The organism is Micromonospora sp. C28SCA-DRY-2 (assembly GCF_030519475.1).
Classification (GTDB): Bacteria; Actinomycetota; Actinomycetes; order Mycobacteriales; family Micromonosporaceae; genus Micromonospora.
In genome coordinates this window covers 462,121-480,299 of record NZ_JAUMKD010000004.1, presented here as the reverse complement: position 1 = coordinate 480,299, position 18,179 = coordinate 462,121, and the positions used below count along the sequence as shown (strand labels likewise).

22 protein-coding genes are annotated in these 18,179 nt (G+C 74.8%); 7 read left to right on the top strand and 15 right to left on the bottom strand.

Annotated elements, in window-relative coordinates; all coding sequences use genetic code 11:
* Positions 1–235: 235 nt before the first annotated feature.
* The 10 genes from Q3W71_RS19885 to Q3W71_RS19840 all read right to left on the bottom strand — a co-directional run bounded on the left by Q3W71_RS19885 (position 236) and on the right by Q3W71_RS19840 (position 8,998).
* A complete protein-coding gene (locus Q3W71_RS19885) occupies positions 236–1,309 on the bottom strand; it encodes an NAD-dependent epimerase/dehydratase family protein (protein ID WP_302920851.1) in 1,074 nt (357 codons plus the stop codon).
* A gap of 120 nt (positions 1,310–1,429) precedes the next feature.
* Positions 1,430–1,531 (bottom strand): AURKAIP1/COX24 domain-containing protein, encoded by a 102-nt coding sequence (locus tag Q3W71_RS19880; RefSeq protein ID WP_007465623.1) that lies wholly within the window; start codon positions 1,529–1,531, stop codon positions 1,430–1,432.
* A 222-nt stretch (positions 1,532–1,753) separates the two neighbouring features.
* Entirely contained in the window at positions 1,754–1,963 is a 210-nt protein-coding gene (locus Q3W71_RS19875; RefSeq protein WP_007465625.1) for a helix-turn-helix domain-containing protein, read from the bottom strand.
* Positions 1,964–2,194: 231 nt separating this feature from the next.
* The gene (locus Q3W71_RS19870; protein ID WP_302920850.1) at positions 2,195–3,379 is read right to left on the bottom strand and encodes an ABC transporter permease; all 1,185 of its coding nucleotides are present in this window, start codon (positions 3,377–3,379) and stop codon (positions 2,195–2,197) included.
* A complete protein-coding gene (locus Q3W71_RS19865) occupies positions 3,376–4,302 on the bottom strand; it encodes an ABC transporter ATP-binding protein (RefSeq protein ID WP_302920849.1) in 927 nt (308 codons plus the stop codon). The genes Q3W71_RS19870 and Q3W71_RS19865 overlap by 4 nt, the downstream gene beginning before the upstream one ends.
* A gap of 88 nt (positions 4,303–4,390) precedes the next feature.
* Positions 4,391–5,785: an efflux RND transporter periplasmic adaptor subunit gene (locus Q3W71_RS19860; RefSeq protein ID WP_302921022.1), complete on the bottom strand. Its 1,395-nt coding sequence runs from the start codon at positions 5,783–5,785 to the stop codon at positions 4,391–4,393.
* Between the two features lie 89 nt (positions 5,786–5,874).
* Entirely contained in the window at positions 5,875–7,179 is a 1,305-nt protein-coding gene (locus Q3W71_RS19855; RefSeq protein ID WP_302920848.1) for a hypothetical protein, read from the bottom strand.
* 118 nt (positions 7,180–7,297) lie between these two features.
* Positions 7,298–7,633 (bottom strand): YrdB family protein, encoded by a 336-nt coding sequence (locus tag Q3W71_RS19850; RefSeq protein ID WP_302920847.1) that lies wholly within the window; start codon positions 7,631–7,633, stop codon positions 7,298–7,300.
* Positions 7,633–8,178, bottom strand: a complete 546-nt coding sequence (locus tag Q3W71_RS19845) for a TetR/AcrR family transcriptional regulator (RefSeq protein ID WP_302920845.1) — start codon at positions 8,176–8,178, stop codon at positions 7,633–7,635. Before Q3W71_RS19845 ends, Q3W71_RS19850 begins: the two co-directional genes overlap by 1 nt.
* 22 nt (positions 8,179–8,200) lie before the next feature.
* A complete protein-coding gene (locus tag Q3W71_RS19840) occupies positions 8,201–8,998 on the bottom strand; it encodes an alpha/beta fold hydrolase (protein ID WP_302920844.1) in 798 nt (265 codons plus the stop codon).
* 83 nt (positions 8,999–9,081) lie between these two features.
* Between Q3W71_RS19840 and Q3W71_RS19835 the strand changes: the two genes are divergently transcribed.
* The gene (locus Q3W71_RS19835) at positions 9,082–9,480 is read left to right on the top strand and encodes a VOC family protein (protein WP_302921020.1); all 399 of its coding nucleotides are present in this window, start codon (positions 9,082–9,084) and stop codon (positions 9,478–9,480) included.
* A 1-nt stretch (position 9,481) separates the two neighbouring features.
* Here the strand turns inward: Q3W71_RS19835 and Q3W71_RS19830 are convergent, their stop codons facing one another.
* Complete coding sequence (locus Q3W71_RS19830; RefSeq protein ID WP_302920843.1) at positions 9,482–10,402, bottom strand: proline dehydrogenase family protein; 921 nt, start codon at positions 10,400–10,402, stop codon at positions 9,482–9,484.
* A 142-nt stretch (positions 10,403–10,544) separates the two neighbouring features.
* Here Q3W71_RS19830 and Q3W71_RS19825 point away from each other — a divergent pair, with 142 nt between their 5' ends.
* Genes Q3W71_RS19825 through Q3W71_RS19815 form a run of 3 tightly spaced genes read left to right on the top strand, consistent with a single transcriptional unit; the run spans position 10,545 to position 12,586 of the window.
* Positions 10,545–10,814 (top strand): hypothetical protein, encoded by a 270-nt coding sequence (locus Q3W71_RS19825; RefSeq protein WP_302920842.1) that lies wholly within the window; start codon positions 10,545–10,547, stop codon positions 10,812–10,814.
* Position 10,815: 1 nt separating this feature from the next.
* On the top strand, positions 10,816–11,982 hold the full coding sequence (locus tag Q3W71_RS19820) for a glutathionylspermidine synthase family protein (protein WP_302920841.1): 1,167 nt from the start codon (positions 10,816–10,818) through the stop codon (positions 11,980–11,982).
* Positions 11,983–12,001: 19 nt separating this feature from the next.
* Positions 12,002–12,586, top strand: coding sequence for a CGNR zinc finger domain-containing protein (locus Q3W71_RS19815; RefSeq protein WP_302920840.1), 585 nt, complete (start codon positions 12,002–12,004; stop codon positions 12,584–12,586).
* A gap of 24 nt (positions 12,587–12,610) precedes the next feature.
* Here the strand turns inward: Q3W71_RS19815 and Q3W71_RS19810 are convergent, their stop codons facing one another.
* Together Q3W71_RS19810 and Q3W71_RS19805 are read right to left on the bottom strand one after the other, a co-directional pair.
* Entirely contained in the window at positions 12,611–13,417 is an 807-nt protein-coding gene (locus tag Q3W71_RS19810) for a sugar phosphate isomerase/epimerase (RefSeq protein WP_302920839.1), read from the bottom strand.
* Positions 13,418–13,492: 75 nt separating this feature from the next.
* Entirely contained in the window at positions 13,493–14,437 is a 945-nt protein-coding gene (locus Q3W71_RS19805; RefSeq protein ID WP_302920838.1) for a Ppx/GppA phosphatase family protein, read from the bottom strand.
* 74 nt (positions 14,438–14,511) lie between these two features.
* On the opposite strand from Q3W71_RS19805, the gene Q3W71_RS19800 reads away from it, so the two are divergent.
* Genes Q3W71_RS19800 through Q3W71_RS19790 form a run of 3 tightly spaced genes read left to right on the top strand, consistent with a single transcriptional unit; the run spans position 14,512 to position 15,953 of the window.
* The gene (locus tag Q3W71_RS19800; RefSeq protein ID WP_302920837.1) at positions 14,512–15,321 is read left to right on the top strand and encodes a hypothetical protein; all 810 of its coding nucleotides are present in this window, start codon (positions 14,512–14,514) and stop codon (positions 15,319–15,321) included.
* Positions 15,322–15,366: 45 nt separating this feature from the next.
* Positions 15,367–15,567 (top strand): hypothetical protein, encoded by a 201-nt coding sequence (locus Q3W71_RS19795; RefSeq protein ID WP_302920836.1) that lies wholly within the window; start codon positions 15,367–15,369, stop codon positions 15,565–15,567.
* Positions 15,564–15,953, top strand: a complete 390-nt coding sequence (locus Q3W71_RS19790) for a type II toxin-antitoxin system death-on-curing family toxin (protein WP_302920835.1) — start codon at positions 15,564–15,566, stop codon at positions 15,951–15,953. Before Q3W71_RS19795 ends, Q3W71_RS19790 begins: the two co-directional genes overlap by 4 nt.
* 70 nt (positions 15,954–16,023) lie before the next feature.
* On the opposite strand, the gene Q3W71_RS19785 is transcribed toward Q3W71_RS19790, so the two are convergent.
* Both Q3W71_RS19785 and Q3W71_RS19780 read right to left on the bottom strand, forming a co-directional pair.
* Entirely contained in the window at positions 16,024–16,707 is a 684-nt protein-coding gene (locus Q3W71_RS19785; RefSeq protein WP_302920834.1) for a response regulator transcription factor, read from the bottom strand.
* 23 nt (positions 16,708–16,730) lie between these two features.
* Positions 16,731–18,017: an ATP-binding protein gene (locus Q3W71_RS19780; protein WP_302920833.1), complete on the bottom strand. Its 1,287-nt coding sequence runs from the start codon at positions 18,015–18,017 to the stop codon at positions 16,731–16,733.
* Between the last annotated feature and the right edge of the window lie 162 nt (positions 18,018–18,179).

Sequence of the window (18,179 nt, the reverse complement as noted above, 5' to 3'; positions counted from 1 at the left end):
GGGCCGATCGGCGGTGGCGGCGGTCGCGGGCAGCACCGGCTCGTCGGTGGCCGCGGTGTCCGGCTCGTCGGGCGCGGGCCGGTGCCCGTTGGCCCGCGCCGCACCCGGGTCGGCCACGGTCAGCGGTACGTCGTACCGGCGGTCACGCCGCTCCTCCGGTCCGCTCATGCCGGCACTCCGCTCCGCTCCGTGCCGTCATGCGGCACCTTCGCGCCGAGCCTGCTGATCCGTTCGCTCACGAGCGCTCCCGGACGGCGGCGCGCACCTGCCGGATCCCGTCCAGCACCAGCCGCTCGGCCGCGGCCAGCTGGTCCCGGGACACCACGACGCCGCCGTGGTGCGCGCGGATGAAGTCGTCGAACGCGGCCGCCGTGGAGCGCGGCGTGAAGCCGTACTCGCGCTCCAGCCGGCTGGTGTCGACCACCCGGCCGTGCACGAAGAGGTCGACCTGGTCGAGGCCGTAGCGGCCGAAGCCGAGGTTGCGGGCGAGCGCGGCGGCCCCGGACAGGCCCGGCTCCAGCACCGGCACGGCGACCCGGCCGGCCCGCCGGATCGCCTGGGAGAGCGAGAGCACCCCGGGCCCGGCGACGTTGTAGGTGCCCGGGTGGTCCTCCACGATCGACCGGTGCAGCACCTCCAGCGCGTCGTCGAAGTGCAGGAACTGCAACCGGGGGTCGCGGCCGAAGACGGTGGGCACCACCGGCTGGGAGAAGTACCGGGTGAGCGTGGTGTCGGCGGTCGAGCCGATGAACGGCGCGAAGCGCAGCACGGTGGCGGTGACGTCGGGCCGGCGCCGCCGGAACCCGCGCACGTACGCCTCGATGTCGAGGATGTCGCGGGCGAACCCGCCGCGCGGCACCTCGCGCGGCTCGGTCTCCTCGGTGAACACCGCCGGGTCCCGGAACGAGGCCCCGTACGCGGCGGTCGAGGAGCGGACCACGAGCTTGCGCAGCCGGGGCGCGCGCTGGCAGGCGGCGAGCAGCTGCATGGTGCCGATGACGTTCTGCTCCTTCATCGCCGACCGGCCGCCGTGCTGCTGATCCGGGGCGCTGACCAGGGCGAGGTGCACCACCGCGTCGACCTCGAGATCGGCCAGCAGCCCGCCGAGCGAGCCGGCGTCGACGCGGATCCGCTCGACCCGGTCGAGCAGGTCGGTGAACTCGGCGCCGGGCTCCGGCGGGTCGACGCCGATGACCCGCTCGATCCGCGGGTCGGCGGCGAGCCGGGCGGCGACGTGCGCGCCGAGGTAGCGGCCGACCCCGGTCACGACGACGACGCCCGGAGCACCTGGGGTGCCACCGGGGGTCATGTCTCGCACCTGCCCCGGCAGGCGGGATCGAGCCGGGACAACCACGGCCTGATCACCTGAGCCTCCGAGGGTCTGCAGTCGGCGAGTGACGACGGACGCCGGGCCGTGGCCCGGCTCCGCTCACTTGCCGAGGCGGCGACGCTGGACGCGGGTCTTGCGCAGCAGCTTGCGGTGCTTCTTCTTAGCCATGCGCTTGCGGCGCTTCTTGACCACCGAGCCCATACGACAGCCTTTCGATGCAACGTGCGGGGCGACCGGATGACACCACCCTCCGGTGGCGTCGGCGACCGCTTGCGGACAACGGACCGGACCAGCCTGGGGGCGGCGGGGCGCACCGGTGTGCGGTCACGGTCGGGTCCAGGGTAGCGGGAGAGCTTCAGCAGGACCAACGCGACCCCGGTCGACGGGCGTCAACGCGCTCCCGTCGGGGGGCCGGCGGGTGGCTCAGGCGGTTTCCTGAAAGGCGCCCCGGAGATATTCGTGCACCGCGTGTTCGGGCACCCGGAACGAGCGGCCCACCCGCACCGCTGTCAGCTCACCGCTGTGCACCAGGCGGTAGACCGTCATCTTCGACACCCGCATCACCGTCGCCACCTCGGCGACGGTCAGGAACTTGACCTCCGACAGCCGACCGTCGGACTGCGACCCGGCCATGGCTCACCGACCCATCCCATGCCCGGCGCGTGCCACCGGACGGGATCTCCCGCCCGGCACCGGCGAACGCGCGTGTTACCAGTACGGTAGCGGGGCGGCTGTGACCGGCGCGATCCCTTCGTACAACTGATCATAATTCGGCGCCCGATTCACCCGTTCCGACCTGCCGATATCCGCCCCGCCACGCCCGATGTCCCGGTTGCCGGCGGCCACCGCCGGCCGGGTCCGCGCTCACTCGGCGCGGAGCGCCACCACCGGGTCGAGGCGGCCGGCCCGCTGCGCGGGCACCACGCCGAAGACGATGCCGACCGCCGCCGACACGCCGAACGCGAGCGCCAGCGACCACCAGGTGATCGCCGCCGGGATCGGCGACAGCGCGTCCACCAGCAGGGCGGTGCCCACCCCGAGGGCCATGCCGGTGAGCCCACCGACCGACGTCAGCAGCACCGCCTCCAGCAGGAACTGCACGCCGATGTCCCGGGGCCGGGCGCCGACCGCCTTGCGCAGACCGATCTCCCGGGTCCGTTCCCGGACGCTGACCAGCATGATGTTGGAGACACCGACCCCGCCCACCAGCAGCGAGATGCCGGCGATCGCGGCCAGCACGCCGGTGAGGACGCCCAGGATGTCGCCGAGCACGCCGAGGATCTGCTCCTGGGTCACCGCGCTGAACTCGGTGCCCGGATGCCGGCGGGCCAGCTCCGCCACGATCCGGTCACCCAGCTCGTCGATCCGCTCCCGGTCCGGCGCCTTCACCGCTATCCCGTCCACCCGCTGGGTGCCGTAGAGCCGCTGCGCGGCGGTCACCGGGACGTGCACCTCGTCGTCCCGGTCCACGCCGAGGCTCTGGCCGAGCGGGGCGAAGACGCCGATCACCCGGAACCGCACCCCGGCCACGGTGATCTGCCGCCCGACCGGGTCGCGGTCGGGGAAGAGGGCGCGCGCCACCGAGGCGCCGAGCACCGCCACCCGCCGGCTGGTGTCCACGTCGGAGCCGCTCAGGTAGCGCCCCCGGGCCAGCTCGCGGGTGAACACCGCCGGGGTGGTCTCCAGCACCCCCTGCACCGTGCTGAAGTCCGCCCGCCCGCCGGCCCGTACGGTGGCGCCGGAGGCGACGGTCACCGCCACCCGGTCGCGGTCGCCGACCACCCGGACCACGGCGTCCACGTCGGCCAGGGTGAGCGGGGAGACGGCCGGGGCGGCGCCCACGTCCAGCCGGCCGGGGACCACCAGCAGCAGGTTGGAGCCGAGCCCCTCGACCTGCTGCTCGACCTGCTGCTTGGTGCCGGTGCCGATGGCCACCAGGATCACCACCGAGGCGACCCCGATGATCACGCCGAGCATGGTCAGCGCGCTGCGCAGCCGGTTGGCCCGCAGCGCGCCCAGCGCCACCCGCCAGGCCTCCGCGACCCTCACGAGGCTGCGCCACGGTCGTCGGCCGGGCGCGGAAGGCGCCCGGTGGCTCCGGTGGCGCCACCGGAGCCACCGGGCGGGTGCCCCGGGCCGCTTCCGGACGCGGACCGGGGCTCCGCGCTGGGAGCGGGCACCAGTGTGTCAGGTCGGTCCGCGCCGCCCGACGCCGGTCGATCATGAAGCTCGACCGGCCGTTCGGCCGCGGCCGGGGCGTCCGCGTGGCGCTCCCCCGCCGGCGCGGCGCTGTCCGCGGCGACCACGCCGTCGCGCATCGCGATCCGCCGCCGGGCCCGGGCGGCCACCTCGTGGTCGTGGGTGACCAGCACCAGCGCGACGCCCGAGGCGGCGTTGAGCCGTTCCAGCAGCTCCAGCACGGCCGCGCCGGTCGCGCTGTCGAGGTTGCCGGTGGGTTCGTCGGCGAGCAGCACGGCCGGGTCGGTGACCAGCGCCCGGGCGATGGCGACCCGTTGCTGCTCGCCGCCGGAGAGCTGGTTGGGACGGTGGTTGAGCCGGTGACCGAGCCCCACCCGGTCGAGCATGGCGGCCGCCCGCTCCCGCCGCTGCCGGGCCCCGACGCCCCGGTAGACCAGGGGCAACGCCACGTTCTCCACCGCCGACGTCCGGGGCAGCAGGTGGAACGCCTGGAAGACGAAGCCGATGGTCCGGTTGCGCAGCGCCGCCAGCTCCGCGGCGGAGAGGCTGGACACCTCCCGGCCGCCGATCGCCAGCCGGCCGCCGGTCGGCCGGTCCAGCCCGCCGAGCAGGTGCATGAGGGTCGACTTGCCGGAGCCGGACGGCCCGACCAGGGCCACGTAGTCGCCGGGCGCGACGGTCAGCGAGACGCCGCGCAGCGCCGGCACCGACACCCCGTCGAGCTGGTACGTCCGGGAGACGTCGGTCGCCTCGATGGCCGGCGCCGCACTCACGGCGCCACCCCCTCCACGACCCCGAGGCGGCCCTCGACCACCGGCTGCGCCGCCCCACCGCGGCTCCCGGCCGCCGGCCGCTCGGGCGTCACCGCAGCTCCTGGCCGTCGCGGACCTGGTCGGTGCCGCGGACCACCACCCGGTCGCCGGGCTGCACGCCGCTGACGATCTGCACCAGGTCCTCGCCCTGCACCCCCAGGGTCACCGGGGCGCGGTCGGCCCGGCCGTCCCGGACCAGCCAGACCGCGTCCCGGCCGTCGGCGGAGAAGACCGCCGAGGCCGGTACGGTCACCGCGTCGGCGGCCTCCCGGACCCGCAGCCGCACCACCGCGTTCATGCCGGGCCGGGGCGCCGGCGCCGGTTCCCCCTCGCCGTAGCTGCCGGCGTCGAGGCTGAGCCGTACCCGGTAGGAGACGCCGCCCCGGGCGGAGGTGGTGGGCAGCACGTCGACCGAGCGCACCCGCGCCGGGTAGCTCGCCCCGGTCACCGCGTCCAGTTCGGCGGTGGCGACCAGACCGGGACGCACCAGCAGCACGTCGGTCTCGTCGACCTCGGCGAGCAGGCCGAGCGCGCCGACGTCCACGATGGTCAGCACGGGCGTGCCGGCGGTGACCAGGCCGCCGACCGGCACCGCGTCGTCCACGCCGGCCGGCGGCCGGCCACCACCCGGCGCGAAGGCGGACGGATCCAGGCCGGCGGGCACTCCCCCGGCCGCCCCGAGCAGGTCGTCAAGCCCCGCGGTGGATCCACCGGCGGCGGTCCCGCCCGGCTGCACCACGCCCGCGATCGGGGCGCGCAGGGTCAGCGCGTCGACCGTCGCCTTCGCCAGGTCGTACGCCTGCCGGGCCTGGAGCCGCTGGGCGGCGGAGAGCGCGCCGACGGCCGAGTCGAGGCCGGCGACGCCCCGCTGGACCGCCCGGATCGCCTGGTCGGCCGCGCGGGCGGCGACCCGGTACTGCTCCTGCGCGGCGGCGACCTGCGCCAGCAGCGCGGCGCGCACCCGCGGGTCGCCGATCTTCCCGGCGGCGGCCCGGGCCGCCTCGAACGCCTCGGCGGCGGCCCGGTCGGTGCCCCGCCGGGAACCGCCCAGCTCGGCGCCGCCGACGCCCCGCCCGGCCCGCTTGGCGGCGGCGAGCGCCTCCCGGGCCTGGCGGAGCCGGGCCCGGGCGGCGGGCGAGTCGATCACGGCCAGCACCTGACCCTTGCGGACCCGCTGGCCGGGCTGCACCCGCAGGCTGGCGAGGGTGCCGTCGGCGGCGGCGGTGAGGGTCGCCGCGGCGCGGGCGGTGACGGTCGCCGGAGCGTCCACCACCTCGGCGACCGCGGCGCGTTCCGCGGCCGCCAGGGTGACGTCGGGTTGTTCGTCGCCGCAGGACGCCCCGGCGGTTCCGGTCAGGACGGTGACGGCGAGCAGGGCGGTGAGCAGGCGGGGCCGCGTCGCTGGGCGCAGCCGCGGCGGGTGGGTGCGGCGCACCCCGTCGATCCTACGAACGGCTCGCCAGCAGCACCATCACGCGAAACCGCCGCCCGGTCGCCCCACCGCCGCCGGGTCGGCCGCGACGGTCCCGCGGGTCAGCCGGAGAGCCCCCGGACGTACGCCACGCAGGCGTCGTGCAGGGCCGGCCAGGGCTCGCCGAACACCTCCTCGGCGGCCTCGGCGACCGCCGTGCGCTCGTGCACCACCGCCCGGAAGAAGTCCAGCAGCCGCTCGGGCCCGAACCGGTCGACCAGATGCCGCACCGCCAGGTAGGAGATGCCGTAGCTGCCGGCGACCCGGTCGGCCGGGGCGTCCTCGGCCGGGTTCAGGTCGTCGAGCCGGCCGGTCCAGCCGCCGGCGGCCAGCCGGCGCACCTCGGCCAGCCCCTCGTACCGCTCGACCGGCTGGCCGTCGACGCCGGCGAACTCGGCCAGCCCCTCCACCAGCCACCAGGTGGCGGTGCCCGGGTAGCCGCGCTCGGGCAGCGACGCGGCGTGCGTCAGCTCGTGCCGGAGCAGGTCGTCCAGCCCGGTGGGGCTGAGCCCGTCGGAGTTCAGCACCACCTCGTGGTGCCCGCCGCCGACGGTGACCGCGTAGCCGCCGGTCCACTTCGGCCGGCCGCCGCCGTACCAGCGCTGCCACTCGGCGCGGCCGGCGTAGAAGACCCGGTACCGGTCGGGCGGGGTGCCGCCCACCGCGTACGAGTCGGCGACCCGCGCCGCGGCCTCGGCCTGGGTGAGCAGCCGGGGCAACTGCCCGCGCAGCGCCGGGGTCGTCGCCACCAGCGTCCGCGCGCCGACGGCCACCACCAGCTCGCTGGTCTCCCAGGGCCGGGTTCCGGTCGCCGCCGACCGGGACTCCTCCATCGCGACCAGGCGTGGCTGCCCGCCGCGCTCCGTCCACCGGGTGCCGATCAGCACCGGGCTGGGGCGGCAGTCCGGCGTCACGAAGCAGTAGCGGAACTCCACCAGCAGGCGCGACTCCCCCGGCCGGCCGGGCACGGCCTCGGGCAGGCCGTTCGGGCTGGCCTGCCAGACCGTCACCCGCAGGGCGCGCAGCGCGGCGAAGCGCCGCCGCAGGTCGGGGTGCGCGGCCGGCTCGGCCACCGCCAGGAAGCCGGCCCGGTCTCCGGCGAGCAGTGCGCTGGCCTGCCGGTCGAGCTGCGCGGACATCCGCTCGGCGAGCTGGCGGGCGGCGAGCGTGGCCGGGTCGGGGGCGGGGGTGCCGAGGCGGTCCAGCACGGCCCGGGCACCGGCGTCCCGGACCGCACCGACCAGCAGCGCCGCGGGCAGGCCGCAGGTCAGCAACAGCAGGAAGACGGTGAGCGCGGCCCACAACGGCCAGCGCCGGCGGGTGGGCGGCTCGTCCAGCCGGTCGATGTCCGGCGCCCCGTCAGTCACCCGCCGAAGGGTACGACGCTTCGATTCCTCGGGCGAGGGCGGCCCGGCAGGTCACGCTGCCCTGGCCGCCGACCGGGTCCGGCGGCCAGTGGTTCCGGCGGCCCGACGGGTGACCCGCTCAGGCCGGGCGGCCGGCCCGCCGGAGCAGGGTGACCGTGACCGCCCAGAGCACCACCAGCGCGGCGCCCGCCACCGGCCGGTCGAGCAGCGCGAGCAGGACGCCGCCGGCGACGAACCAGGTCGCCTGGAAGGCGTGCTTGGCGACCGGCCGCAGCGGCACCGTGGCCTTGGGCGAGCCGAGGACGCCCCACAGCGCGGCGAGCAGCAGCGGCACCCCGACGGCGGCGGCCAGCCGGACCGGTACGGCGGCGTCCAGCGTCCAGCCCCACCAGCCGCCCACCACCAGCACGGCCAGCTCCAGCACGAAGAGCAGCAGCAGACCCAGGGCGTACATCAGGAATCCTCGCGGGGCCAGGACCGGAACGCGGCGTCCAGGGCGGTCACCAGGTGGTCGAACGAGCGGTCGACCGCGCGGGGCAGGCCGAACCCGCCGGCGGCCTCCAGCGAGACGAACCCGTGCAGGGTGCTGCGCAGCATCCGGGTGGCGTCGGTGGCCGCGTCACCGTCGAGCCCGTAGCCGCGCAGGATGGCGACGATGGCGCCGACGGCGCGCTCCCCGGCGGCGACGTGCTCCGGGTCGGTCGGATCGGGGACCCGCTGCGTGGCCGGGTAGCGGCCGGGGTGCCGGCGGGCGTACGACCGGTAGGCGTGGGCCGCGGCCCGCAGCGCGTCCCCGCCGGCCCGGCCGACGGCGGCCGTGGTCAGCTCGTCCGCCAGCTCGGCGGTGGCCAGCGCGGAGAGCTTCTGGGCCAGCGCGTCCGCGCCCCGGACGTGCTTGTAGAGGCTGGGCAGCGCGACCCCGAGCCGGTTGGCCAGCGCGGCGAGGGTGAGCTGGTCGGGGCCGACCTCGTCGGCGAGCCGGGCCGCCTCACGCACCACGGCCTGCTGGTTGAGCCCCGCCCTAGGCACCGGTGACCGCCAGGAACTCGGTGAGCTGGGCGGCGGTGCGCGCCGGCTGGTCGGCGTGCGGGTAGTGACCGGAGTCGTCGATCATCCGCGCCTCGGCGGTGGCGAAGAGCCGGCGGGCGGCGCGCGCCGCCGCGCCGGGGTCGGGGAAGTCCGGGTCCTTCGTGCCCATCAGCACCAGCACCGGCTGCCGGACCTCCCGGGCGCGGGCCGTCCAGTGCGGCTCGACCGGCGCGGCCACGCCCCGGGTCGCCGCCATCCGGCCGGGCTCGCGCAGCTTGGCGACCATCGCCCGGCGGTACGCCGCGTCGTCGGCCGGCCGGTCGCACGGGAAGAGCGTGCGGTGGAACAGCCCGAACAGTCGGGGGCTGCGCAGCACCGCGGCCAGCGCGACCCGCAGGAACGGGTTGAGCTTCGGCTGCTCGACGAACGGACTGACCTGGACGATGCCGTTGACCAGCTCGGGGGCGTCGGCGGCGGCGAAGACCACCGCCGCGGCGCTGGACGAGCTGCCGACCAGGGTGGCCGGCCCGCCGCCGAGGTCGCGGACCACCGCCAGCAGGTCGGCGCCGACCTCCGCCGGGGCGTACGACGGCCAGCCGGCGCTGGACTCGCCGTGCCCCCGGACGTCCACCGACGCCACCCGGTGCCCCGCCGCCACGAGGAGCGGGACGAGGTGCCGGAACGAGCCCCGGTTCTCGCCCATGCCGTGCGAGAGCACCACCAGGGGCCCCCGGCCGTGCACCTCGTAGGCGATCCGCCCGCCGTCCCGCGCCACGTAGCTAATACTCATAACCAATAAGCTAACCGCATTAGCCATGACCGTCAAGGCTTGACCTCGACCCGACTTCAGGTCGCAGGATTCCTGGCATGTCGATCATCAACACGGTTCCGCACCTGCGGATCGCCCGCCCGAGCCGGGACCTGGCCGCCGCCGAACGCTTCTGGGTCGGCGCGCTCGGCCTCGACGTGCTCTGGCGGTCCACCGCAGACGGGCCGGGCGAGCACGACCTGCTGATGGTCGGCTGGCCGGCCGCGCACTGGCACCTGGAACTCGTCGGCGGCCCGCTCGCCGCCGAACCGACCCCGACCGACGAGGACCTGCTCGTGCTCTACCTGGACGGGCCGGTCGACCCCGACCTGGTCGGGGAACTGGAACGGGCCGGCGGGACGAGGGTCTCCGCCGGCCCGTACTGGGACCGCTGGGGGGTGACGGTGGCCGATCCGGACGGCTACCGACTGGTGCTCAGCACCCGGGAGTGGTCGAACAGCTGACTCACTTCTTCGAGATCAGGGCCCGGCCGAAGAACATCAGGTTGGCGGGGCGCTCGGCGAGCCGGCGCATCAGGTAGCCGTACCAGTCCTCGCCGTAGGGCAGGTAGGTGCGCACCGTGTAGCCCTCGCCGACCAGCCGGGCCTGCTCCTCCGGCCGGATGCCGTACAGCATCTGGAACTCGAACTGCTCCGGCCCCCGGTCGAACCAGCGGGCCCGGTCCTCGCCGATCGCGATCAGCCGGGGGTCGTGGGTGGCCAGCATCGGGTAGCCCTCGCCGGACATCAGGATGTTCAGGCACCGGACGTAGGACTTGTCCACCTCGCGGGCGGACTGGTAGGCCACCGACTCCGGCTCCTTGTAGGCGCCCTTGCACAGCCGCACCCGGGACCCGGCGGTGGCCAGCTCACGGCAGTCCGACTCGGTCCGCCGCAGGTACGCCTGGAGCACGGCGCCGGTCGCCGGGAAGTCCTTGCGCAGCTTGGCCAGGATGTCCAGGGTCGAGTCGGTGGTGGTGTGGTCCTCCATGTCCAGGGTGACAGTGGTGCCCACCTCGTCGGCCGCCAGGCAGATCGCCCGCGCGTTGTCGTAGGCCAACTGCTCGTCGAACGCCTGCCCGAGCGCGGAGAGCTTGACGCTCACCTCGGCGGCCGGGGTGAGCCCCGCGTCGGCGAGCATCCGCAGCAGCCTCAGGTACTCGTCCCGGGTGGCGTTGGCCTGCTCGGGGGTGACGGTGTCCTCGCCGAGGTTGTCGAGGGTGACCGCGAGACCGCTGTCGACGAGCCCGCGGGTCGCGCGCAACGCGTCGTCGGTCTTGGCGCCGGCGACGAACCGGCGGACGACGTCCCGGGTGAACGGGGCCGTCGCGACGAGCCGCTCGACCTGGGATGACCGGGAGGCGGCGAGGATGACGGAACGGAGCATGCGCTGAGCGTAACGCCCGTGCGCGGGCGCGCGCCGGGCGGCGGCGGGGTGCGCCACCCGGCGACCGGCCGCCCCGCCCCGGGCCACCCGGACCGGCCCACCCGGGGCGGCGCGACTGGCGGAGATCGGCTACAACGATGCCGTGGACGAACGCCCCCGCCGCCGGCTCCGGTCGGCCTCCGTGCAGCTCGGCGCGCTGACCGCGCTGGCCCTCGCCCTCTCCGGCTGCAACCTGACCTCCGACGACGATGACGACGACTGCGCCCTCGGGCCGACCGGCGGTGGCGGCACCGTGGCACTGGCGCTGCGGGCGCCGGCGGCCACCGCCGAGCGGACCGCCCCGCAGCCGGTCGACGCGGCCGTGCCGGAGCGCGGCGGGTTCGGCACCCACCTCGCCGCCTGCGGCGGCTGAGGTGCGCCGGGAGTCGGTCAACCCGCGGCCGGGCTGGGACGCCACCATCCGGGAGCAGGGCCTGGTGTACGTCGACACCGAGCTGCCCGACGGCGGGGTGATGTCGTACTGGGACGAGACCGCGGCGTACGCCTTCGAGCTGGACGAGGTGCTCCGGCTGGAGGAGGCGACCGAGGAGCTGCACCGGATGTCGGTGGCCGCCGCCGAGCACGTGGTCACCCGGCACCGGTACGCCGAGTACGGCATCCCGGCCTGGGCGGCCGAGGCGGTGGCCCGGTCGCTGCGGGAGCGCCCACCGACCCTCTACGGCCGCTTCGACCTCTGGTACGACGGCAGCTGGCCGCCGAAGCTGCTGGAGTACAACGCCGACACCCCCACCGCGCTGGTCGAGGCGGCGATCATCCAGTGGTACTGGCTGGAGCACACCCGGCCCGAGCTGGACCAGTGGAACAGCCTGCACGAGCGGCTGGTCGGCGCCTGGGCAAAGATCGGCGCCGGCCTGCACGACCGGCGGGTGCACGTGGTCTGGTCGAACGAGGAGGAGTCCGGCGAGGACCACATGACCGCCGGCTACCTGGCCGAGACCGCCCGCCAGGCCGGGCTGGACGTGGAGCTGCTGCCGATCCAGGAGATCGGCTGGGACGGCCGGCGCTTCGTCGACGCCGCCGACCGGCCGGTCACCACCTGCTTCAAGCTCTACCCCTGGGAGTGGATGCTGGCCGAGCCGTACGGGCCGCTCGCGCTCGCCCCGGGCACCCCGACCACCTGGATCGAGCCGGCCTGGAAGCTGCTGCTGTCGAACAAGGCGCTGCTCGCCGTGCTCTGGGAGCTCTATCCGGGGCACGAGCTGCTGCTGCCGGCGTACCTCGACGGGCCGCGCGGAATGTCCGAGTACGTGGCCAAGCCGCTGCTCGGCCGGGAGGGCGGCTCGGTGCGGATCGTCACCCCCGGCACCGAGCTCACCAATCCCGGGATCTACGGCGACGAGGGCTGGTGCTACCAGGAGTTCCGGGCGCTGCCCGAGTTCGCCGGCAACCGGATGGTGCTGGGCAGCTGGATCGTCGACGGCGAGTCGGCCGGCGCCGGGGTCCGGGAGAGCGTGAGCCTGATCACCGACGGTTACGCGCGGTTCCTGCCGCACTACATCGACGCACCGCGTGGCGGGTGAGTCGTCTACCGTTGGGGGCGTGAACTTCGACGCGTACGCCCGGACCGGTGTTGATCTCGTCAACGCCCGTCTGGACGACCTCGACAACCTGCGGGCCCTCTTCCCCGACGACAACGCGTGGATGCGCGACGAGGTCGCGGAGCGGGACCTGGCGATCTTCCGGCGCGCGCAGAAGCGGCTGCGCGACGTCTTCGAGTACGGCACCTCGGGGCGCGACGCCGAGGCGGTGGCCGAACTCAACTCGCTGCTGGAGGCGTACCCGGTGCAGCCGCGCATCTCGGGGCACGACTCCAGCGACTGGCACATGCACGTGACCAGCCGGGGCTCCTCGGTGAGCGCCGAATACCTCGCCGGCGCGGTGTGGGGGCTGTCGGTCTGGCTCTGCGAGTACGGCAGCGCCCGGTTCGGCGTCTGCGCGGACGAGCGCTGCGGCAACGTCTACCTGGACACCTCGTCCAACTGCTGCCGGCGGTTCTGCTCGGAGCGCTGCGCCACCCGCTCGCACGTCGCCGCGCACCGCGCCCGCAAGCGCGCCGCGGTCGGCGAGCAGGCCACGGTGGCCGCCCAGCCGGCTCCGGCCGAGTCGCTGACCCCGGTCAGCTGAGCCGCCCGGCCCGGTGGGCGCCGGTCAGGCGTCCACCGGGGACGGCGTGCTCAGGTGCTCGCGGGCGAACTCCAGCGCGGCGCGCAGATCCGCTTCGCGCACCGCGCGACTCTTCGCGCCCCGGGTGGTGACCTCCACCGCGACCGAGCCGGTGAACCCGCGCCCGGCCAGCGAGGAGAGCAGCTCCGCGCAGGGCTGGGTGCCGCGTCCCGGCACCAGGTGCTCGTCGCGCCCCTCGCCGGTGCCGTCGCCGAGGTGCACGTGGACCAGGCCCTCGCCCATCCGGTCGGCCATCGCCATGGCGTCGGTGTGCGAGGCGGCGCAGTGCGACAGGTCGAGCGTGTAGGAGGCGTAGCCGGTGGCGGTCGGGTCCCAACCCGGGACGTACGGCACGAACTGTCGGCCGGCCATCCGGACCGGGAACATGTTCTCCACCGGGAACCGCAGGTCGGGGTACTCCCGGGCGATCTTTTCCAGCCCGTCGGCGAAGTTGCGGGCGTAGTCCCGCTGCCAGGTGAAGGGCGGGTGGACCACCACGGTCGGCGCCCCGAGGGTCGTGGCCAGCTCGGCGGAGCGGCGCAGCCGCTCCCACGGGTCCGGGCTCCACACCCGCTGGGTGACCAGCAGGCAGGGCGCGTGGACGGAGAGCACCGGCACGCCGTAGTGCTCGGAGAGGCCGCGCAGCGCGCCGGCGTCCTGGCTGACGGCGTCCGTCCAGACCATCACCTCGAGGCCGTCGTAGCCCAGCGCCGCGGCCAGCTGGAACGCCGCCGCGGTCCGCTCAGGGAAGACCGAGGAACTGGACAGGAGCACCGGGACTGGGGAAGTCACACCTGTCAGGGTAGCCCGCTGCGGTGACGGCATCGTGACGAGCAGCCGCAAACCGGTGCCAACCGCTCGGGCGGATCACGCCGGGTCGAGCTGGTCCAGGCGGCGCAGGATCACGCCCTCGCGCAGCGCCCAGGGGCAGATGTCCAGCGCGTCCACGTCCAGCCGGCGCATCACCGCCTCGGCGACCACCGCACCGGCCAGCAACTGGTGTGCCCGGCCGGCGCTGACCCCGTCGAGTTCGACCAGTTGGGCCGGCGGGATGTGCCGGATGAAGCCGAGCACCTGCCGCAGCCCGGCCCGGGTCAGCCGGCGGCGGGCCCAGAGCCCGGCGCCGGACGGGGCCGCGCCGGCCAGCCGGGCCAGGGTGCGGAACGTCTTCGAGGTGGCCACCGGCCGCTCCCAGCCCACCTCGGTCATCCGCTTCACCACCGGGTCGAGCAGCCCGTCGACGTACGCCCGCAGCTCGTCCACCCGCTCGGCCGGGGGCGGGGCGGCACTGTCCGGGGTGGTGCCGAGCCGGTCGCGGGTCAGCCGGCCCGCGCCGAGCGGCAGCGACTCCGCGACGTCCGGCTCCTCGTCGATGCCGGCCGCCAGCTCCAGCGAGCCGCCGCCGATGTCCAGCACCAGCAGCCGCCCGGCCGACCAGCCGAACCAGCGCCGGACGGCGAGGAAGGTCAGCCGTGCCTCGTCCGCGCCGGAGAGCACCGCCAGCCGTACGCCCGTCTCGTCGCGGACCCGGGCCAGCACCTCCGGCGCGTTGGTGGCGTCCCGGACGGCGGAGGTGGCGAACGCGAGCAGGTCGTCGGTCTCCAGGCCGGCGGCCGCCGCCTTGGCCATGCCGACCGCCTTGACCAGGCCGTCCGCGCCCGCCTCGGTGAGCGCGCCGTCCGGGCCGATCTGCTCGGCGAGGCGCAGCACCACCTTCTCCGAGTGCGCCGGCCACGGGTGCGCGCCGTGATGGGCGTCGACCACCAGCAGGTGCACCGTGTTGGAACCCACGTCGAGGACACCCAGTCGCATGCTGTCGACCCTAGGGCCAACTCGTTTGCGCGGCTCGGCGGCCCGCGAGCGGCACCGCGCGTACGCTGGGCCGGGTGACAGGGCAGATCGAACTCCGCGTGCTGGTGGACGACCCGGCGGACCCGCGCAGTCGCGAGGTGCCGCTGGACTTCCCCCGGGAGTGGGTCGAGTTCGCCGACCCGGCCGACGAACAGCACCTGATCCGGGCCGACCTCACCTGGCTGCTCTCCCGCTGGACGTGCGTGTTCGGCCGGGGCTGCCACGGCATCATCGCCGGCCGGTCCGCCGAGGGCTGCTGCTCGCACGGCGCGTTCTTCACCGACTCCGACGACGAGAAGCGGGTCCGCACGGCGGTCAAGCGGCTCACCCCGGCGACCTGGCAGCACTTCCGGCGCGGCTTCAAGCAGTGGACCGAGGAGGACACCGTCGACGGGAAGAACCCGGCCCGGCGGACCGCGACCCAGGGCCCGGACGGCCCCTGCGTCTTCCTCAACGACGCGGACTTCCCGGCCGGGGGCGGCTGCGCGCTGCACGCCCAGGCGCTGCGCGACGGGGTGCACCCGCTGGAGTACAAGCCGGACGTGTGCTGGCAGCTGCCGATCCGCCGGGACCAGGACTGGGTCAAGCGGCCGGACAACACCAAGGTGCTGGTCTCCACGCTGGCCGAGTTCGACCGGCGCGGCTGGGGCGCCGGCGGCCACGACCTGGACTGGTGGTGCACCTCCTCGACCGACGCGCACGTCGGCGCCGAGCCGATGTACGTCTCCTACGGCCCCGAGCTGACCGCGCTGATCGGCGCCCCCGCGTACGCCAAGCTGGCCGAACTCTGCGCGGCCCGGTCCCGCCAGGGCATGGTCGCCCCGCACCCCGCCGACCCCACCTGAACCGATCGAAGTGATCTTGGTAGCACGATTGCTACCATTGGGGCCATGGCCATGACACTGCGACTCGACGAGGAACGCGAAGAGCGGCTCCGGCTGGTCGCCGAGGAGGAGGACCGGTCGATGCACGCGATCGTGGTCACCGCGATCGACGACTACCTCGCCCGGCGGAACGCCCAACGCTTCGAGGACCTGGCCGACGAGATCATCGAGCGCCACGCCACGCTGCTGGCCCGACTGGCGGAATGATGCCGGACGAGGTCTACCACCCCACCCTGGCCGACGTCGCCCGGATCGCCCGCAAGATCGGTGCCGGCGTCCGGGACGCCGGGCTCATCGAGTCGGCTCTCGCCCGGCCCCGGACCAACGTCTTGGGCGCGGACGCCTATCCCGACCTGTGGACGAAGGCCGCCGCGCTGCTGCACTCGCTGGTCAACAACCACCCGTTCGTCGATGGCAACAAGCGGATGGGTTGGATCGTGGCGGTGACCTGCCTGGCCCAGAACCGCGCCATCTCCGCCGACGAGCTGCGCGGCGCCGACCTGGACGGGGCGTACGACGTCGTCATCGCGGTCGCCGACGGCCGACTGACCGAGGTCGACCAGATAGCGGACGCGCTCCGCAAGGTGTTCTGACCCCGGAGAGATCCTGGTACGCAACGGCCCGAGGGCGGTTGGCATACCAGGATCCCGCAGGCGTCGCGGATCAGGGCTCGAACTTGTAGCCGAGGCCGCGGACGGTGACGATGAAGCGCGGCGCCGACGGCTCCGGCTCGATCTTCGAGCGCAGCCGCTTCACGTGCACGTCCAGGGTCTTGGTGTCGCCGACGTAGTCGGCGCCCCAGACCCGGTCGATGAGCTGGCCCCGGGTGAGCACCCGGCCGGCGTTACGCAGCAACAGCTCCAGCAGCTCGAACTCCTTCAGCGGCAGCTGCACCGGGGCGCCGTCGACGGTCACCACGTGCCGCTCGATGTCCATCCGGACCGGGCCCGCGGCCAGCGTCGGGGCGCCGGACTCGGCCACCTCGGCGCTCTGCCGGCGCAGCACCGCCCGGATCCGGGCGACCAGCTCACGCGGCGAGTACGGCTTGGTCACGTAGTCGTCGGCGCCGATCTCCAGACCGACCACCTTGTCGATCTCGCTGTCCCGCGCGGTGACCATGATGATCGGCACGTGGGAGCGCTGCCGCAGCTGCCGGCACACCTCGGTGCCCGACATCTCGGGCAGCATCAGGTCGAGCAGCACGATGTCGGCGCCGGTCCGGTCGAACTCGGTGAGGGCGGTGGGCCCCGTCGCGGCGACGGAGACCTCGAAGCCCTCCTTGCGGAGCATGTACGACAGGGCGTCGGAGAACGACTCCTCGTCCTCGACCACCAGAACGCGGCTCAACGGGCTTTTCCTTTCCATTGCTGTCAGGCCTGCCGGAGCTCGGCCGGACCGGCCTCGATCCCAGCGGGTGGCAGTGTCGCCAGGAGGTCGTCCGGGGGACGGGCGGGCAGCCGCAGGGTGAACGTCGACCCACCACCAAGAGTGCTCGCCACCTCGACCCGTCCGCCATGGTTGCTCGCGATGTGTTTGACGATGGCCAGCCCGAGGCCGGTGCCGCCGGTGTCCCGGGAGCGCGCCTGGTCGGCCCGGTAGAACCGCTCGAAGATCCGGTCGACGTCGGTCGGGGCGATCCCGATGCCCTGGTCGGTGACGGCGATCTCCACGTGCTCGTCGTCGGCCCGGGTGGCGATCCGGACCGTGGTGTCCTCGCCCGAGTAGTTGATGGCGTTCTCCACCAGGTTCGACACCGCCGTGGCGAGTTGGGTGTCGCTGCCGTACACGGTCAGGCCCCGCTCGCCGGTGACCGCCACCTCGATGTGCCGGGCCGCGGCACTGGTGCGGGTGCGGTCGACCACCTCGGCGACCACCCAGTCCACCGCGACCGGCTCCGGCGGCGGCTGCGGCTCGGCGCCCTGCAACCGGGTGAGTTCCAGCAGCTCCTGCACCAGCCGGCCGAGCCGGGTCGACTCGTGCTGGATCCGCTCGGCGAAACGCCGGGCGGCGACCAGGTCCTCGGACAGGTCCGGCGCACCGGCGCCGGCCGGCTCGGTGGCGTCGAGCAGCGCCTCGGCGAGCAGCTGGAGGGCGCCGATCGGGGTCTTCAGCTCGTGGCTGACGTTCGCCACGAAGTCCCGCCGCACCCGGGCCAGCCGGTGCGACTCGGTCACGTCCACCGCCTCCACGGCGACGTGCCCGCCGCCGATCGCCATCGCCCGCAGGTGCACCCCGAGCGGGTTCTCCCCGGCGCTGTCGCGGCCGCGCGGCAGGTCCAGCTCGATCTCGCGCCGCACGCCGGTGCGGCGCACCTGGCCGGCGAGCGTACGGATCAACGGGTGGGCAACGACCGAACCGGGCGTGGCCCCGGTGCGCAGCAGCCCCATCGCCCGGGCGGCCGGGTTGACCCGGACGGGCTGGTCGTCCGCGTCCAGCACCACCACTCCGGCGCGGAGCGAGTCGATGGTCCGGCGGCCGAGCCCCGCCTGCTGGTCATCGGGTATCGCGAGCCTCCCCATGCCGAGGCGGCGGCCGGAGCGGCCCGCCACCGAGGTGACCCGGGCGCGTACCGCCGGGACCATCACGACCAGCAGCAACCCGGCGGCCAGCCCGGCCACCAGGCCAACGACCACACCGAGGGTCACCGCCCATTCCACCCGGCGATCGTAGGGTCATTGTTAACCTGGGCATCGCCCATAACAGGACGAACCACCTTCACGTCCGGGAAAGTTCACCCCCGCGTCCGGCGTCGTTCACCCGGGTTCATCTGCGGTCCGCCCGGGCGACCTAGCCTGGCGGCGCACTGCCCATCCCGCGCC

What these genes read in the sequence shown, in the direction of transcription:
- Q3W71_RS19840 (WP_302920844.1), bottom strand. Translation starts at nt 8,998, where the DNA reads ATGAGTATTAGCTACGTGGCGCGGGACGGCGGGCGGATCGCCTACGAG.
- Q3W71_RS19805 (WP_302920838.1), bottom strand. Translation starts at nt 14,437, where the DNA reads ATGCGACTGGGTGTCCTCGACGTGGGTTCCAACACGGTGCACCTGCTG.
- Q3W71_RS19830 (WP_302920843.1), bottom strand. Translation starts at nt 10,402, where the DNA reads ATGCTCCGTTCCGTCATCCTCGCCGCCTCCCGGTCATCCCAGGTCGAG.
- Q3W71_RS19850 (WP_302920847.1), bottom strand. Translation starts at nt 7,633, where the DNA reads ATGTACGCCCTGGGTCTGCTGCTGCTCTTCGTGCTGGAGCTGGCCGTG.
- Q3W71_RS19880 (WP_007465623.1), bottom strand. Translation starts at nt 1,531, where the DNA reads ATGGGCTCGGTGGTCAAGAAGCGCCGCAAGCGCATGGCTAAGAAGAAG.
- Q3W71_RS19790 (WP_302920835.1), top strand. Translation starts at nt 15,564, where the DNA reads ATGATGCCGGACGAGGTCTACCACCCCACCCTGGCCGACGTCGCCCGG.
- Q3W71_RS19885 (WP_302920851.1), bottom strand. Translation starts at nt 1,309, where the DNA reads ATGACCCCCGGTGGCACCCCAGGTGCTCCGGGCGTCGTCGTCGTGACC.
- Q3W71_RS19875 (WP_007465625.1), bottom strand. Translation starts at nt 1,963, where the DNA reads ATGGCCGGGTCGCAGTCCGACGGTCGGCTGTCGGAGGTCAAGTTCCTG.
- Q3W71_RS19795 (WP_302920836.1), top strand. Translation starts at nt 15,367, where the DNA reads ATGGCCATGACACTGCGACTCGACGAGGAACGCGAAGAGCGGCTCCGG.